The sequence below is a fragment of the Saccharopolyspora sp. NPDC000995 genome (genome assembly GCF_053599315.1).
This window is the reverse complement of the sequence record NZ_JBSFLZ010000156.1, coordinates 1-14,811: the sequence shown is the minus strand read 5'-3', so window position 1 is coordinate 14,811 and position 14,811 is coordinate 1. Positions and strand designations below refer to the sequence as shown.

The 14,811-nt window shown below is 67.1% G+C and carries 19 protein-coding genes and 2 pseudogenes; 12 read left to right on the top strand and 9 right to left on the bottom strand.

Going from position 1 to position 14,811, the window contains the following annotated elements; translation table 11 throughout:
- Positions 1–160: pseudogene (locus ACWDKQ_RS31955) on the bottom strand (IS5/IS1182 family transposase); the annotation flags it as partial.
- Between the two features lie 126 nt (positions 161–286).
- A complete protein-coding gene (locus tag ACWDKQ_RS31950) occupies positions 287–817 on the bottom strand; it encodes a VanZ family protein (protein ID WP_450142493.1) in 531 nt (176 codons plus the stop codon).
- Positions 818–1,055: 238 nt separating this feature from the next.
- On the opposite strand from ACWDKQ_RS31950, the gene ACWDKQ_RS31945 reads away from it, so the two are divergent.
- The 4 genes from ACWDKQ_RS31945 to ACWDKQ_RS31930 all read left to right on the top strand — a co-directional run bounded on the left by ACWDKQ_RS31945 (position 1,056) and on the right by ACWDKQ_RS31930 (position 2,796).
- Positions 1,056–1,193 (top strand): hypothetical protein, encoded by a 138-nt coding sequence (locus ACWDKQ_RS31945; RefSeq protein ID WP_450142492.1) that lies wholly within the window; start codon positions 1,056–1,058, stop codon positions 1,191–1,193.
- 202 nt (positions 1,194–1,395) lie between these two features.
- Positions 1,396–1,626: a hypothetical protein gene (locus ACWDKQ_RS31940; RefSeq protein WP_450142491.1), complete on the top strand. Its 231-nt coding sequence runs from the start codon at positions 1,396–1,398 to the stop codon at positions 1,624–1,626.
- 315 nt (positions 1,627–1,941) lie between these two features.
- On the top strand, positions 1,942–2,538 hold the full coding sequence (locus ACWDKQ_RS31935; protein ID WP_450142490.1) for an MBL fold metallo-hydrolase: 597 nt from the start codon (positions 1,942–1,944) through the stop codon (positions 2,536–2,538).
- 66 nt (positions 2,539–2,604) lie between these two features.
- The gene (locus tag ACWDKQ_RS31930; RefSeq protein WP_450142489.1) at positions 2,605–2,796 is read left to right on the top strand and encodes a hypothetical protein; all 192 of its coding nucleotides are present in this window, start codon (positions 2,605–2,607) and stop codon (positions 2,794–2,796) included.
- Positions 2,797–3,132: 336 nt separating this feature from the next.
- Here ACWDKQ_RS31930 and ACWDKQ_RS31925 read toward each other — a convergent pair whose 3' ends face one another.
- The 3 genes from ACWDKQ_RS31925 to ACWDKQ_RS31915 all read right to left on the bottom strand — a co-directional run bounded on the left by ACWDKQ_RS31925 (position 3,133) and on the right by ACWDKQ_RS31915 (position 4,848).
- Positions 3,133–3,966, bottom strand: coding sequence for a class I SAM-dependent methyltransferase (locus ACWDKQ_RS31925; protein ID WP_450142488.1), 834 nt, complete (start codon positions 3,964–3,966; stop codon positions 3,133–3,135).
- A complete protein-coding gene (locus ACWDKQ_RS31920; RefSeq protein ID WP_450142487.1) occupies positions 3,963–4,097 on the bottom strand; it encodes a hypothetical protein in 135 nt (44 codons plus the stop codon). The genes ACWDKQ_RS31925 and ACWDKQ_RS31920 overlap by 4 nt, the downstream gene beginning before the upstream one ends.
- Positions 4,098–4,509: 412 nt before the next feature.
- Positions 4,510–4,848 (bottom strand): hypothetical protein, encoded by a 339-nt coding sequence (locus ACWDKQ_RS31915; RefSeq protein ID WP_450142486.1) that lies wholly within the window; start codon positions 4,846–4,848, stop codon positions 4,510–4,512.
- A 519-nt stretch (positions 4,849–5,367) separates the two neighbouring features.
- Between ACWDKQ_RS31915 and ACWDKQ_RS31910 the strand changes: the two genes are divergently transcribed.
- Complete coding sequence (locus ACWDKQ_RS31910) at positions 5,368–5,508, top strand: hypothetical protein (protein WP_450142485.1); 141 nt, start codon at positions 5,368–5,370, stop codon at positions 5,506–5,508.
- A gap of 39 nt (positions 5,509–5,547) precedes the next feature.
- Here the strand turns inward: ACWDKQ_RS31910 and ACWDKQ_RS31905 are convergent, their stop codons facing one another.
- Positions 5,548–6,372, bottom strand: coding sequence for a pentapeptide repeat-containing protein (locus ACWDKQ_RS31905; RefSeq protein WP_450142484.1), 825 nt, complete (start codon positions 6,370–6,372; stop codon positions 5,548–5,550).
- 1 nt (position 6,373) lies between these two features.
- Between ACWDKQ_RS31905 and ACWDKQ_RS31900 the strand changes: the two genes are divergently transcribed.
- The 4 genes from ACWDKQ_RS31900 (at position 6,374) to ACWDKQ_RS31885 (ending at position 9,658) form a co-directional block, all read left to right on the top strand.
- Positions 6,374–6,547: a hypothetical protein gene (locus tag ACWDKQ_RS31900; protein ID WP_450142483.1), complete on the top strand. Its 174-nt coding sequence runs from the start codon at positions 6,374–6,376 to the stop codon at positions 6,545–6,547.
- 82 nt (positions 6,548–6,629) lie between these two features.
- Positions 6,630–7,751, top strand: a complete 1,122-nt coding sequence (locus ACWDKQ_RS31895) for a hypothetical protein (protein WP_450142482.1) — start codon at positions 6,630–6,632, stop codon at positions 7,749–7,751.
- Positions 7,752–8,505: 754 nt separating this feature from the next.
- Entirely contained in the window at positions 8,506–9,015 is a 510-nt protein-coding gene (locus ACWDKQ_RS31890) for a serine hydrolase (protein ID WP_450142481.1), read from the top strand.
- The gene (locus ACWDKQ_RS31885) at positions 8,900–9,658 is read left to right on the top strand and encodes a VOC family protein (protein ID WP_450142494.1); all 759 of its coding nucleotides are present in this window, start codon (positions 8,900–8,902) and stop codon (positions 9,656–9,658) included. Before ACWDKQ_RS31890 ends, ACWDKQ_RS31885 begins: the two co-directional genes overlap by 116 nt.
- Positions 9,659–9,726: 68 nt before the next feature.
- On the opposite strand, the gene ACWDKQ_RS31880 is transcribed toward ACWDKQ_RS31885, so the two are convergent.
- From ACWDKQ_RS31880 to ACWDKQ_RS31870, 3 genes are all read right to left on the bottom strand, one after another.
- On the bottom strand, positions 9,727–10,275 hold the full coding sequence (locus tag ACWDKQ_RS31880; protein ID WP_450142480.1) for a GNAT family N-acetyltransferase: 549 nt from the start codon (positions 10,273–10,275) through the stop codon (positions 9,727–9,729).
- A 113-nt stretch (positions 10,276–10,388) separates the two neighbouring features.
- The gene (locus tag ACWDKQ_RS31875) at positions 10,389–11,375 is read right to left on the bottom strand and encodes a malate dehydrogenase (protein WP_450142479.1); all 987 of its coding nucleotides are present in this window, start codon (positions 11,373–11,375) and stop codon (positions 10,389–10,391) included.
- A 333-nt stretch (positions 11,376–11,708) separates the two neighbouring features.
- On the bottom strand, positions 11,709–12,290 hold the full coding sequence (locus ACWDKQ_RS31870) for a recombinase family protein (protein ID WP_450142478.1): 582 nt from the start codon (positions 12,288–12,290) through the stop codon (positions 11,709–11,711).
- 284 nt (positions 12,291–12,574) lie between these two features.
- Between ACWDKQ_RS31870 and ACWDKQ_RS31865 the strand changes: the two genes are divergently transcribed.
- The 3 genes and pseudogenes from ACWDKQ_RS31865 (at position 12,575) to ACWDKQ_RS31855 (ending at position 14,761) form a co-directional block, all read left to right on the top strand.
- Positions 12,575–14,125: a DUF6924 domain-containing protein gene (locus tag ACWDKQ_RS31865; RefSeq protein ID WP_450142477.1), complete on the top strand. Its 1,551-nt coding sequence runs from the start codon at positions 12,575–12,577 to the stop codon at positions 14,123–14,125.
- Between the two features lie 110 nt (positions 14,126–14,235).
- Positions 14,236–14,349 (top strand): annotated as a pseudogene (locus ACWDKQ_RS31860) (hypothetical protein); the annotation flags it as partial.
- A gap of 13 nt (positions 14,350–14,362) precedes the next feature.
- A complete protein-coding gene (locus ACWDKQ_RS31855; protein ID WP_450142476.1) occupies positions 14,363–14,761 on the top strand; it encodes a DUF4158 domain-containing protein in 399 nt (132 codons plus the stop codon).
- The last annotated feature ends 50 nt before the right edge of the window (positions 14,762–14,811 follow it).

Below are 14,811 nucleotides of genomic sequence, written 5' to 3'. Positions count from 1 at the left end.
ACCATCGCAGCACCAAAACGGCCTGCTTGTAGGTCCCCATCGCACGCCGTCCCTTGCGGGTACCCCGCCGGAGACGCTCGGCGTGCAGCAGTCCGAACAGGAACAACACGCTGTCCTCGGATACCTCCAGAACAGCGGTATATGTGACACTCGTAGACACGCGGGGTCCCTTTGAAGTTGATCTGTGAGAAGACCACTTCGTAGCAGGGATCCCGCGTCTTCACGCGCATCCCCGCTCGGCGCGCGCCAGGATCAACAGCGTCGCGAACCGTTACTCGGAACGGCATCACTGCCAGCGGAACCGGTTGATAAAAACAGCAACAGCAGGCACCCGAGACAACGCGGCGAACAAGCCGAAACCCAGCACACCGCCGATCACATTGAAGAGCAGATCGTTCACATCGGCCAAATGGCCGCCGCCCAAGAGGTTGTCAGTGACGAACTGGGTCAGCTCGATCGCCAGACTGAACGCCGCTGCCACGGCCACCACACGCCACCAGGAGGCTTTGGTCAGGAGTAGCGGCACAATTATCCCAACAGGCACGAAGACCAGGATGTTCTTCACCGCGTCGCCGACCCCATAGTCCGCGAGCGGCTCGAAGTAGACCTTCCATTGCGGGGTGAAGGCGGGCTTGTTCAAATAGATTGGGAATACTGTGTTCGCGACGACGCCGGCGGCGTAGACACAGAGTGCGAGCGCGACGGCGGCACGTGGCACCGACAGGCGGCCGCGGCTGTGCAGGTACCACAGCATGGCCAGGAAGATCGCTGCCGCGGCGGGAACTACCATCGGAAGTACCGGGACCTCGCGAAACACTTCGTAGCGCTTCCTTCCGCGCGTTACAGCGCAAGACTTTGCCAACGCCTTGTCGGCATATCTTGTACTACGCCACGCGCATCCGCGCGGCGGGGTCTGGCTTTACTGATGTCTTTACCGTAGATGTCTTCACTGCGCGCGATCTAAGGCAGACCGCCGTTGCTAGTCTCTTCGCTGAGAAGTTCCCCGCGTGGAACTCCGGCTGGCGCATCGCCGGACCAGGTGAAAGGTGACCGCCGTGAGTGAGAACCACGACCCGGACGATCTCCTGGACGTGCAGCGGGAGGACCGGCCCGGGGCGGTGATCCTGCGGGTGCGCGGGGAGGTCGACTTGGCCGCGTCGAGGTACTGGAAGCCCACCTGCGTCAGGCCATGAGCGGAGAGGCGCCCGCGGTGGTGGTGCTGGACCTTCGAGAGGTGGACTTCCTCGGCTCGGCTGGGCTGGGCTGGCGCTGCACGGCGAGGCCGTCGCGCCGGGCGGGTGCTGACGGCCGTGTGGTCGTCGTGCCCGGCCCCGCACGTCGGCGGACTTCACGTGAAGGCCTTCGACTTGCATGTGTCCGGAACGCACCTTGCATGTGTCCGGAACGCACCTGCTCGTCGGCGACGAGCAGCACCTGCCCGCGAGTGGTCAGCTCGCGCAGGGTGAGGGTGCCGAGGTCGGCGACGCTGGTGTCGTTGAGGATGGCCACTCGTCGTCGGCCGTCAGCACGGTGAGGCCGTCCAGGACGTTGTCCTTGGTCAGCCGCACGCTTTTCGCACCGAACTGCCAGGTGCCGCCGTGCAGCGTGGTGCTGGTGGAAGAGTGATCACCGGTGAGCCGGTGATCACTCCGCGCATCTCGATCACGTCCTTCCAGAGCCGGTTGCCGCAGCGAGTTCCGCTGCGGTGGTCACCACGGTGCTCATCGGCAACTCCTTCAGCGATCGCTGGCGGGATGCGCCGGTGACCGCCGGGCTGCCGGCTGGTGAAACGTCCCCATTCCCACCAGGATCACCCCGATGCCCGCCGGCCGGCCACCGGGCCGACCTGGATCGCCGGGCACCGTTCGGCGCAGGCCACGCCGCCTGGATTGATTGCCTCCCGGGGTGCGCTGGACGTTGCGGCCGGAGGATCGTGCAGGAGTGGACCTGAAGCTGCTGGGTGTGGGGGCGATGAACTCGCCCCGCTACCGCCCTGCGGGACTTGCGGTGCGCTGGGCAGGGCATCGGGTGGTCATCGACGGCGGCGGCACCGCTGAGGAAGGTGAGCACGTCGATGCCTGGCTGGTCTGCGACGAACGTGCGGAGCTGATGCCTTCGATCCGGCGGCGTAGTGCCGCTCTCGGCGTGCCCGCCGGGGTGGTCGAGTACCAGGCCGGTGGGGTCCGGTTGCGTCCTCTGCCGGTCGAACACACCTCGCACCCCACCTACGGCTACCTCATCGATCACCACGGCCACCGCGCCGTGTGGGCACCGGAGTTCTGGGCTTTCCCCGACTGGACGGCCGGGGCGGAGCTTATGTTCGCCGACGCGGCCGGCTGGGACCGGCCGATCCGCTTCGCCGGTGGCGTCGGCGGCCACGCCGCGACCCTGGACACCGCCGAACGCGCCACCCACGCCGGTGTCGCCCGGCTCGTCTTCGCCCACATCGGACGCCCGTCGATCCGCGCTATCGACCGCGGCCAGTCCCCGCCCTTCGGCGAATGGGGCGTTGAGGGCAGGACCTACCGGCTGCGCTGATCAGGTCCATGCCGTTTAGGAAAAGCCGCGGCTTCCACAAGATCAACACGCCTATGCTCGCCGGCCGTGGCGGCCGACTTCCCTAGCTTCGACTGGCACGACCGCGACCTGGGCGATGAGGCACTGCGGCAGGCGCACGCCGAGTTGATGGAGCCAACGGACCTGGACGTCTACCTGCGCGCGTTCAGCAGCATGCGGGCCACACCGCCGCCGCAGCCATCGCGCTCGACTACTTCCAGCACTCCGGCGGGAGGATGAGATGCCGGAGCGCCGCTGTGCGGCCGGTGAGCGTGCGGATGTCGTGTCGGTGGAAGCGGCATTCCTCGGCGAGCAGGTTGTCCCAGCTGCCGAAGTAGTACAGCAACAGCGGGGCTTGTCGACCTGGCGAGAACCAGACGGTGTAAAAAGGCCGTCACAGTCTGGCCAGTGCTGCACCGCGAATGGACGCGATGCAGCACTGGCCGGGTAAAGAAACCGCTGTCACGTACTCGGTAAGACGACCGACGCAGAGACTACTCGGGTTGAGTGGCTGGCAGTTGATCGCAAATCCAGGAATCTACCTCTGGGGAACCCGGGGCAGACCAGCCGGGGGCGTTACTCCTTGCGGCCCCATGCGGTGAAAACGGCCAGCGAGAGGTCCCGGAAGGTTGGGTCGCTCAGTTGGGCGTAGGCGCGCTCGAACAAGGAGTCCGGCGCCAGCCCGGCGGCAACGATGCCGGGGCGTGACTGTTCGAGAGTAAGGCGCCACCACCGGGACTCGGCGTCGTCTCCGCGGATCTGTTGGAGGCGCGCCCGCATGTCGATGCCGGTGAGCCTTTTGCCGAATAGGGGCGTAGGCAGGCTTCTGGCCCAATCGGTTCGGGTGCCGACCGTGTCCTCTAAATAGTCGCGAAACGCGCGCGTCACCGTCCGGTAGGCAGGGTGCGGTGCGTTCTGGATGGGAAAAAACGCCGGCTCTTCCACTAGCAGTATGCCGCCGGGGGCGAGCCAGTCGGCCAGCCGGGAGATCGCCTCGTCCTGGTCAGGAAGGTGGGTCAAGACGTATCGGGTGTGGATGAGGTCGAACGATTCGGATGGGAAATCGTCGGTGCACAGGTCGTGCTGCCGCACCGTGATCGACGGCTCATCGAGGCAGTCCAGGTACGTGGTGTCCAGGTCGGTGGCGGTCACGGAGGCGCCTTGTCGGGCCATCCATACGGCGATAGAGCCGGCGCCGGCACCGACCTCCAGGCATCGCCAACGGTGACCGACTCCCAGCTGGCTCAGCATGTCCTCGGTATGGGGGTCGAGGACGGACTCGAGCAGTCTCAGCCGTTCGTGTTCAGTCGCCAGCGCGTGACTGAAGACGCCGTCGCGGTAGCGGGTGGGCAGCCACTGCGAGTGGGCTGACGCCGAAGCCGCACCGCGGTGTGCTCGTGTGTGCGTCACGCCGAGTCTCCCGACTGCTTTGTGGGCACGCGGCTGTGGCGGGCGCTCGCGAGGTCGAGCCGATGCGCGGCGGCCGCCAATGCGGCGAGGTGGGTGCGTTGACGGATCAGGGCGATGATCTCCATGCCCACGTGCGTAATCTGCCTTCGCGGGGAGTCGGCGCGGGCGTTCAGGGTGCCGAGGCACCCGTGATCCTCCTTCCAGGCGGATGGCAGGTCGTGATGTCTGGGCATTGTCAGCACGATGTTCCTCACATTGTCGCGGGGCGGGTGGTTTCGGTAGGCGGTTTGCTTACGGCCGACGGTATGTGCGCAGCTCGTCCTCGACGACAGCACCGGCGAATTCGGCGCGCCGGCGCCAGCAACGCGGCGATCGAGTCCACGAGGAAGCGATCAACTAACGCACCCTGCTTGCTCGCGCCGTATGCCCGGCCTGACTGAACGGAGTCGGCCGGCATAACTGGAGCATGCGAAAGGGCCTGGCCCCTGGTGGACGGCCCTTTCGGTTTCGGTTATCGGTGCCCGGACATTGCATCAGTGGGCATCAGGGTATGGGGCACCCCTTCGAGATATTCGTTAGCTTGTAGCCGGGCAGCGGCTCCGCAGCGAACTTCTTCCGGCCCTTCGTTCCACCGTTGGTGTTGAGGCAGTCAATGATTTCCGGATTGTCCCCGCGTTTCGTGTAGTGAAGCGTAGCGCGCACGTGATGTGAGCAGTGATTGTTGAAGTACACGGTTGTGCTGGCCGAGCCGCTATTATCCCAGGAGTAGTTGACTTTGTTTCCTGCAGGCTTGGTGCAGGAAACGCTGTCCCTGCGAATTGCTGCGCTTTCGTTTTCAGCCTGGGCTGGCGCCGCGAAACCAAGCGGCAATGCGAAAGACACGAGTAGCGCCCCAGTGGTTGCCACAATTTTCCCTGTAGACCTACTCCGCATCCGCACAGATCCTCCTTTGTTGTTCCTCAGTCCGACTCGCCCCAAGTTTGCTGGGCGGCGCCTAGTCGGCTCCGTATCGGCGAGAGTGCCAGTCATGTTGTCAGCGCAGACCCAACTTAGGGTCTGGATCACTGAATCGGACTAGTCTTGCTCATCCACGGGAAACGAGCATGGGTCTCGCTTCTCTGATGTCGATCTTCCTCGGCGCCTATCGACACCAAACGACCTGGAAGACTCCAGCATTGCGTCACCGCAGGTCAACGCGGCAACGAGCCGGGAGATCGATTAGCGCACGAGCCGATGCCGACGTTCCTTCCGCCGCCAATTGCAGCAGGTGCTAACTCGCGACACTTTGCGAAACAGGTCCATAGTGGACGCCCAATTAGCCATGTGGCCAGCAGGTAGAGCAGTGAAGCACGGTGCCCTTACCGCCACATCCTCGAGATTACGGGCCCGGGGGCGTCACTCGTGCTGCGGTATCCCGCTGCCGCACGATCCGGCGCGGTTGTTTCTCAAGCCCCCCAGATCGCGGTCGCCGCCACCTCCCGGGTCGACACCGGGCACACCGTCTACGTCGGAGGCACCGACTACCTCACCGTCGGCGGCTGACCCCGCCAAAACCCGCGGCCGAACGCTACGTCGTCCGGGCTACCAGTGCATGGGACGGGACAGCGCTGGGGGCAGCTTGGTGGTGGAGTCGCCCTTGGCGGCGTTGAGCTGGGCCTGGGTGAGGAAGATCGCGCCGGTGAGGTCGGCGCCGCGCAGATCCGTGTCCCGGAAGTCCGCGCCGATCAGGTCCGCCGAACGCAGGTCCGCGCCGCGCAGGTCGGCCGCGATGAGGTAGGCGCCGCGAAGGTTCGCGCCTCGCAGGCCGGCGCCGCGCAGCTTGGCTCCGATGAGATCGGCTCCCCGGTGGTTCTTCTTGCGGCCTGCGACCTGGGACCGCACCAGTTCGCTGGTGCGCAGCAGTAGGGTGTTGACGTCTTGGCGCAGCGCCGCGACATCGATCTCGGTGATCTCGTCGGCGCTACCGCGGGTCAGGCGTTCGGTGTCTTCCAGCGCCGTGCGGAGGTCCTCGTGCACTGGCTTGGCGGCCTGCAGCGTCAAGGCCTCGGTGAGGTACCAGAGCAGTTCGTGGAGCTGGCGCATCACGGGGAACACGGCGAACATCTGCCGCGCGGTGTGCGGGACCTGCCGCCAGTCCTGGCCGTCGAAGGTGAGTTGGGAGACCTTCTGCCCGGCACCGAAGCAGTCGAAGACGGTGCAGCCAGGGAAGCCGCGCTCACGCAGCTGGGAATGGATGCCGCACCGGAAGTCCGCCAGCAGGTTCGTGCATGGTTGCCCGGCACCCTTGCCGACCGCGAAATCGGCCGAAGCGGCGAACGGCAGTGCGACGCAGCACAGTCCGAAGCAGTTCGCGCAGTCGGCATGCAGACTGCCCGCGGTGGGGAGGGCCTGGTGTTGGTGGGACAACGTGCTGATCTCCTGGCGCGAGGTGTTCTGCTGGCATTATCCCCAACCGGTCGGGTCCGGTCGCGGCCCGGTGCAGTTCGTGGCGCTGGGCCGGTGGGGCGAACTGGAAGCCGCCGGAACTTGCTCGGCGTCGGCGATGAGCAGCAGCTGGGCGAAGTTCTCTTCGCCGGTGTGATCGCCGGGGCCTGCAGTGGTCGAACGCCACCAGTGATGGCGTTCACCCGAGTGTCCGCCGCCGGTTGGTAGCGTCCCGGGCCATGGGTGAGCAGCCGGTGCGCGATGCGGTGTCCGACGAACAGGCCGAGGGGGTGTGCCGGTTCCCCGGCTGCACGCGGGAAGTCGTGCGCACCGGCGGGCCGGGACGTCCTTCCGAGTACTGCGACCTACCCGAACACACCCGGTGGCGGGCCTGGAAGGAGCGGCAGCGCCTGCAGACCGCGCAGGAACAGGCCCAGGCGTCGCCGGTCGCGGTCGTGGAATACGACGGTGCGCGGCTGCGGGCCGAGGAGTTGTTGCGCCAGTACCGGCTCCTTTCAGAGCAATTGACCCGCAATCTGCGCGCCGGCATCGCCGAACTCGCTACGATCGCTGATCCCAGTGCCGCCGAGGCGCAGATCCAGGCCGCCCAAGCCGAAGCCGCACACCGCATCGCGCAAGCCGAGCAAACGCTGGCCACCGTCCAGCGGCAGCGCCGCGACGCCGAGCAGGCCCGCAGTGCCGCCGAGGCCGCGGCCGAAGATGCCACCGCAGCCGCGGAATCCGCCGGGCAGGACGCCGAAGGCGCCCGCAAGCAACGGGATGATGCCGTGGAACAGGCTCGCCAATCCGAACAGAAGGCGCGGCAGGACATCGAAGCCGCGCGCAATGAAGCCGAGGTCGCCATCGCGGCAGCCCGTCGCGAAGCCGACCGGCAGATCACCGACGCGCGCAAGACCATCGAGCAGGCCAAGCAGGACGCGGCGGCGGAAATTCAAAAGGCGCAAGAACAAGCGCGGCGGCAGATGGACTCGGCGGCACAGCAGCAGGCGGCGGCGCTGGAGCGCGCGGCGAGAGCCGAGCAGGCGGCGGAGACGGCGCAGGGGCGCCTGGACGAGCTCACACGCGCAGCCGAGGAAGCGCGTGCGGAGGCGCGGCGCCAGCGCGATGAGCTCGTGGCGTTGCGCGAACAGCAGGCTGCAGAGCTGCAGCGACTGCGGACGGAATCCGCGGAGCGGATACAGGCCGAGCGCGACGCGGCGACGCAGCGGATGGCGGCGATGCAGGACGCGCAGTCGCAATCCGTGGCACGCGCAGAACGCGCCGAACGGCAGCTGGACGCGGCGACGGAGGAGCTGCGGACCCTGCGGGCGGCCGCGCAGCCACCGGTGGAGTCGGCGTAGGCGGCTGCTGGTGCACGTCCGTTGGCGCTTACGGGTCTGGCTGGAGGCGTACAAGCGGCCAGTGCGTCGATCTCGACGAGCTGGTGGGCGTAGCCGAGGACCGTGACGCCCAGCAGGGTGCTGGGCGGTCGTGATCGCCGAAGTGGTCGCGCACCACGTCCCAGGCCGTCACCAGGTCGGCCTGCCGCGCCGAGGCCACGTAGACGGTGGTCTTGACCACATCGGACAGTTGCGGCCCCGCCGTCGGAAAGGGCGGGGCCGCCGTCGGAGAGGGCGGTTTCGAGGTTGCGCATCATCTGTGCGCTTGGGCAGGCGTAATCGCCGATAGCCACGGTCTCCCCGTCCTCGTCGAAGGGGCAGGCGCCGGCGGCGAATACCAGTTGGACGTCGGGTTGCACCGCCGTGCCGTAGGCGTATTCGGCCACACCGGACAGGCTTCCATTGCGGACGAGCCGGAACGGATTGGGCACGACTCACCAGCGTACCGGCGAAATCTACCCGATCATCCCTTTTTTTGGACACGAAAAGTAGTTGATCGCCCGAGTGGTCTGCTTACAGTCGTTGGTCGACATGGCGATCGCGACGCCTGATCCACAGTGGACCTCAGAGGGGCGGGGGCCGATGGAACCCGCAGGGGGACGACCGGTTCGCCAGGTGGGCGAGCTGTTCGCGCAGCTGCTGGCCACCGGCCAGGAACCGGCGCCGGGCTCGTGGTTCGTCATGGCGGCGAGGAGGTCGTGCGGCTATCCGGCGGATGGGCCGATGCTGCTCGCACCAGACCGTGGTGGGAGGACACGCACTCGTGCACGTCTACTCGGTCGGCAAGCCCTTCACTGCACTGACCCTGCTTAAGGTGCTCGCCGATACCGGAATCGCCCTGGACACACTGGTCGCCGAGCTGACCGGACGACGCCGCGGCGGGCAAGTCAGCGACCACACTGCGTCAGCGGCTCAGCCACCAGGCCGGGCAGCCAGCGTTTCCCGCCACGCTGGGGATCTGTTCGATGACGCTGGGCTGCGCGCACAGCTGGCCGCGCCCGCCCCGGAGTGGCCGCCGGGCACGGCGCTGGCCGAGCGCGGGCTGACCTGCGGTCATCTGCTCGATGGGGTCGTACGGGCGGTCACCGGACACTCGCTTGGTGGCCGGGCTGAGCATCGACGCCGAGTACCTGACGTCGCACCTGGTGCGGGTGGCCCGCGGTGCGGCGGGCGAACTGCTGGGCCCCTACACCATGATCGTACCGGCCCTCGGCGGCGAAGGTGAGGGCGAGCTCGACTTCATGGCCATCAATGATGCCGCGCAGGGGCGCGGTGTTGGCCGGGTGCCCGTCGGGGATGCCCGCGCGGGGTTTGCGGGTGCTGCACGTGGTCTCACATCCGCTGCCGGCTTCTACCGGTCGGTGGAGGCCCGGCGAGTGGCGTTGGTGCCGTCCAGGGCGAGATCACCTGGTCCCGGCCGCATTTGGTGTTCGGATTGTAGGTGGGCGGTTTCCGCTTACGGTGTCGATATGCACATCTCACGCTTGCAGTTCGTGTCGGTGCCGGCGGCAGACCACGTCAAGGCCTGCGAGTTCTACGTCGACGTCCTCGGTTTCGAGCTGGTGGTGGACTTCGCCGGTCCGCACGGCCAGTTCGTCATGGTTGCCCCGCCCGGCGCGCAGACCGGGGTCGTGTTGGTGGACTTCAGCATCGACGGGCGCGGTGTCGGCGGACCGGTGCATCTGCAGTTCCACACCGACGACCTGGACGGTGACATCGCGGAGCTGCGCGCCGCGGGTGTGGCCGCCGGGAATCCGCAGGAGGCGCCGTGGGGGCGGATGACGTCGTTCACCGATCTCGACGGCAACCCGATCTCGCTGCTGCAGCCCTCCCGGATGGGAGACCGCCCGAATAGCACCGGGTCATAGCGCCGCCTGGATTCCTGCTGCGGCGCGCGCTCGGCGGCGGTGGCCTGCGCCGGTTGTGAGCTCGGCCGTCACCGGGCTGGGCGGGTCAGCCGCCAGACGACGTCGATGCCGTCCTCTCCGGAGGTTCTCGGGTTCCGGGTGGGGATGCGGCGGTCGACGCAGGTGAAACCGAGGCGCTGTGGCACGCCCTGGCTGGCGGTGTTGGCCGCGTCGTGCCGGATCTCCACGTGGTCCACGCCCGGCAGCGCGAACGCCTCGCCCACCAACGCGGCCGCGCTGGTGGTGGCTAGTCCGCAGCCGGTGTGGCCGGGGTGCAGCCAGTACCCGATTTCCAGGCCGCCGGGGCCGATACGGCGTTGCATGGCGATGCAGCCGGTGATCGCGCCGTCGACGGTGATGGCGTAGGTGTAGGCATCACCGCTGCGCCAGTTGCGGTTGCAGAGGTCGAGGAAATCGGTGGCGGACTCGACCGGGTAGTCGCAAGCGGCCCACGGCATCCACGGCCGCAGGTGCGGCAGTGCCTCGGTGACCACGTGGTGCATCTCGGCGAGGTCGTCGCTGCGCCAGCGTCGCAGCACCGCCGATTCGAGGATGATCACTTCCGCGGGGTGCGTCATGCGGCCGATGATGCTGCCAGGCGGTCGATCCGGGCAACCAAATTACCGGCGGCTAACACGGGTGGGGCCGCCCCGTCGGCCGGGACAGCCCCACCCGCAGCTGTTGCCGAGGCTCAGATCAGGCCGAGCTTGCGGACGGCGTCGCGCTCCTCGACGAGTTCGTTGACCGAGGCGTCGATGCGCTCGCGGGAGAACTCGTCGATCTCCAGGCCCTGCACGATCTCGAACTTGCCGTCGCGGGCGGTGACCGGGAACGACGAGATCAAGCCCTCGGGCACCCCGTAGGAGCCGTCGGAGACCACGGCCGCCGAGGTCCAGTCGCCCTCGGGTGTGCCGTTGACCCAGGTGTGCACGTGGTCGATGGCGGCGTTGGCCGCCGAAGCCGCCGACGACGCGCCGCGGGCCTCGATGATGGCCGCGCCGCGCTTGGCGACGGTGGGGATGAACTCGTCAGCCAGCCAGCCCTGCTCGACCTGCTCGGCGGCGATCTTGCCTGCGACCTCGGCGTGGAACAGGTCCGGGTACTGGGTGGCGGAGTGGTTGCCCCAGATGGTCAGCTTCTTGATGTCGGTGACCGACACGTCCAGCTTCTGCGCCAGCTGGCTCAGCGCCCGGTTGTGGTCCAGGCGGGTCATCGCGGTGAACCGCTCGGCGGGCACGTCCGGGGCGTGGGCCTGCGCGATGAGCGCGTTGGTGTTGGCCGGGTTGCCGACCACCAGCACGCGCACGTCCTCGGCGGCACCGGCGTTGATCGCCTCGCCCTGCGGCTTGAAGATGCCGCCGTTGGCTTCCAGCAGGTCGCCACGCTCCATGCCCTTGGTGCGCGGGCGGGCGCCTACCAGCAGCGCGACGTTGGTGCCGTCGAATGCGGTGCGGGCATCGTCGGTGGTGTCGATGCTCTGCAGCAACGGGAAGGCGCAGTCGTCGAGCTCCATCGCGGTGCCCTCGGCTGCCTTGACCGCCTGCGGGATTTCCAGCAAGCGGAGCTTGATCGGGGTGTTGGGCCCGATGAGCTGTCCGGATGCGATCCGGAACAGCAACGCGTAGCCGATCTGACCGGCCGCACCGGTAACGGTCACGGTGACGGGAGCTTGGGTCATGAGGTTTCGTTCTCCTGCTCGCCGGGTGATTGCTTAGCCGGGATGCTATCGCCAGCGCGACGGTGCCGTTGCGGGCCCGCCACGGATCACAGTGGACGGCGTGCCGGACCGATTCAGCCGCGCCCGCACGGGAGAGGCAGGACACAGCCCTGCCGGCCGCCGAGGTGATCAGCGGCACTTTCACTCGGCGGGTGGTGAGCTCGGCGGCGCGAAAAATGCCTCGCGCGGTGGTGTCGATGCGGGCGGAGGCAATTCGTGTAGTGGGTGAGAAGCCGGGCTGAGCCGGTTTCGCGAGCGCGAGGACAAGGCGATGATGCAGTACCTGCCGAGCATCTAACAGCCCGACAGGCCCATGCCGCCAACGGAGGTGCTGGGCCGATCATGCGCGACGTGCAGGCGGTGAACTCCGAGATGCAGGTTGAGTTCGGCGGCGTTGCGGGCGAGGCGTTTCATTTCGTGCAAGGTGAGGATGACCGGCTGGTCCGGCGCGGCGGTCTTGATCTCGTGAGCGAGAGTGAGCGCTTTTTCCAGCTCAGGGCGGATCTTGATGCGGTTGCTGATCTTCTCGGAGAACACCCGCGTGCAGTGCGCGGCCGCGAGCGCGTCGAGCTGGGACTGGAGTTCCCGGGTGGCGGTGGAGCACCGGGCGTAGCCGATGCGGATCGGCGCCCTGGTCGTCTTCGGCGCGGCGGCGACCTCCGGGCCTTGTGTCCACTTCTTGGCTGGTCCCCGGTCGGCGGGGACGGGCACGGTGAGTTCGTCGCGCAGCGCGGGCACGAGGATGAACCGCGCGGTGTGGTACTTGGCGGCGGTCTTCCCGGCGCGGGTGCGGCAGGCGGATCCGGTGGGCACGTCGCATTGCGGGCAGGGGTGGCGTTCGACCGCGGCTGCGGCCTCATCGGGTCCGAGTGGCATACCGAGAAGTCTCGCAGAACTCTCTCAAAACTAGAGGTGAGAGGAGTTTTGCGAATCGTGACCTGCGGATTCCCGGTCCGGATCGGCCGGTGCGCACAACGGTAACAACTGTCGTTTATGAGAGTGGGCACGCGTCACACCGGTGCCTTCCCGGGCATATGCGTGGGTCTGTCTGACCAGTTGTCGCTGGATGCGGCGAGGTGTTAGTGGGGAAGTGGCTATGGTCGTCTCATCGTGTGCCGGCGGGTACCCGCCGCGGGTTGTCGTAGTTGCTGAGAGGGGCCGTGCAGGAATTATCGAATACGCAGTCGGCGTTCAAGGGTTCCGCGCCGGCCGCCGACATCACCATCAAACGCTACTTGTACCGCAACCGCTCCAAGGGCGTGGAGACCGACACTGTCATACGTGAACCGGACGGTTCGCTTCGTGTCAGCACCTCCTGGGGGCATTTCTTCCTCAGCCCACCGCTGGCACGATGGCTGGAGCGGGACAACACGGTGCTGACCTGGCAGCGAGTTCCGACCAAACAGGGCACTGCCCGTCATCTCTGCTTGGTCGACGAGGCCGGGAACATGCTGTGGCGCGAGAGCTCGGCCAGCACGACAGTGACGCTCCCACCGGCTGTGTCATACGACTACGGCGGACCTGTCATGGGCTTGGGGTCGCGTCTGCGTCTTCAGTCCCTGACTTCGCCGTCCGGCTCGCACACGCTGTTGCACCACGATGACGGAAACCTGGTGCTCTACTGCAATGCCACCCACACCCCGGTTTGGGCGACCGACACGAGCTGGCTCGGCGACAGTTGGGTCGATTTGACCCTGCGTGGCGACCTTGTACTGCGCAGCTCGTGCGGCACGCCGGTCTGGCATTCAGACACCGCCGATGCGGGCGTGGAGCGGCTCGCCGTCCGCGACGACGGCAGCCTTGCCCTTCTGGACGCCGCAGGAACAGCCGTCTGGCGGATTCACCACCACGCGCCCTGCACAGCAGCCGGGCACAGTCCGCCACGCGGCGCCGTCCTCCGACGCGGACAGACGCTCCGCAACCAATCCCTGACCTCCGCCGACGGTGGCACCGTCCTGTACCACCGAGCCGGTGAAGGCAACGGTGAAGGAACGAGACTGTTCCGCGCCGACGGAATACAACTGTGGTGCGCGCCCAACTCCCGCTCCGCGGACGCCAGCCTGACCCTCGACAACGAAGGATTCCTTCAGGTCCGGGCCGACGACGGCAGCGTTGTCGAACAACTGGCCGGTCCGGGAGACCACCTCATCGTGGTACCTGGCGGCGAAGTCCGGCTTTGTGCCTATGACGGCACCGTGTTGTGGCGCGAAGGCCAGCACGTGATCGAGCACGGCGACGAAGTCATGACCGTCTTCCCACGCACGGTCACACCCGCCGCCCTGGAGACACTGCTCAATGCCGACTCCACCCCGATCGTGCGCACCGACTTCTCTGACGACCATGCCTGGGAGACCACCCGGCGCGACCTCACCATGCCCCGCGAATACTGGGATGACGACGTCGTTCTCGATGCCACTCTGGTTGCCATACCCGAGTTCGAAGGCTGGACGGGTGAAGAGCTCGCCACCCTGCTGTCACACACCAAGCATGAGCGCCTCCTAGCGGTGGACGCGGTCACACTCGCCTCCCCAGAGCATCCCGTGCTCGTCGTGGAGATCGACCCAGAACGCGTCCAGCCACGATCCTTCCGCGCCACTCCGCATGCCCTGCTGGACGTTGAAATCCAACTCTCGATCGCCAACATGGATTGGGATGACTTCAGCCACTCCGTCGACCCCGACGGCGTGCTCCGAAGCTCCACCGCAAACTAGAGTAGTGGGCTGGTAGGGAATGGTTTTCGCGTTCGTGGTGCGGGTTTGGGTGGTTGGTGCTTGGCTTGGCTGCCGATGAGGGTTGATCGGCGTGCTGGAGGTTGGGGTTCGTGGCGACGCGGGTGTTCGCGGACGAGGAGTTGGAGCTGCTGCGGGGGTTTCCGGAGATCAGCCGGGAGGAGTTGTTCCGGTTCTTCACGCTGACCCCGGCTGATCTGGTATTCGTGGGTCCGGGACGTGGCCGCGGTCCCGCGGACCGTTTGGGGCTGGCGGTCGCGTTGTGCGACGCTGCCGTGGCTGGGGTTCGTGCCGGACCGGTTGACGGCAGCACCACCGGTGGCGGTGGCCCGGCTCGCCGAACAGATGGAGATCGGCTCATATGGCAAGCGCGCCAAGACCCGCACCGAGCATGCGCGACTAGCCTCCCAGTATCTGGCTGGCGGCCCGCCGGGCCGCTGGAGTCCAAGGAGCTGGACGAGTTCCTACTGGCGCGGGCGATGGGAGCACGATTCTCCGACGCTGCTGTTCCGGCTGGCCTGCGAGTACCTGATCTCGGCACGGGTGATCCGGCCAGGCCCGGTGACCGTGGTGGGGGTGGGAACCGAATACGCCAGAAACGGGCCGCGGCGCACGTAATCAGATGTTCGAGGGCACTCTTGGCTCAATTCGTCAGCTTGCAGTGTCAA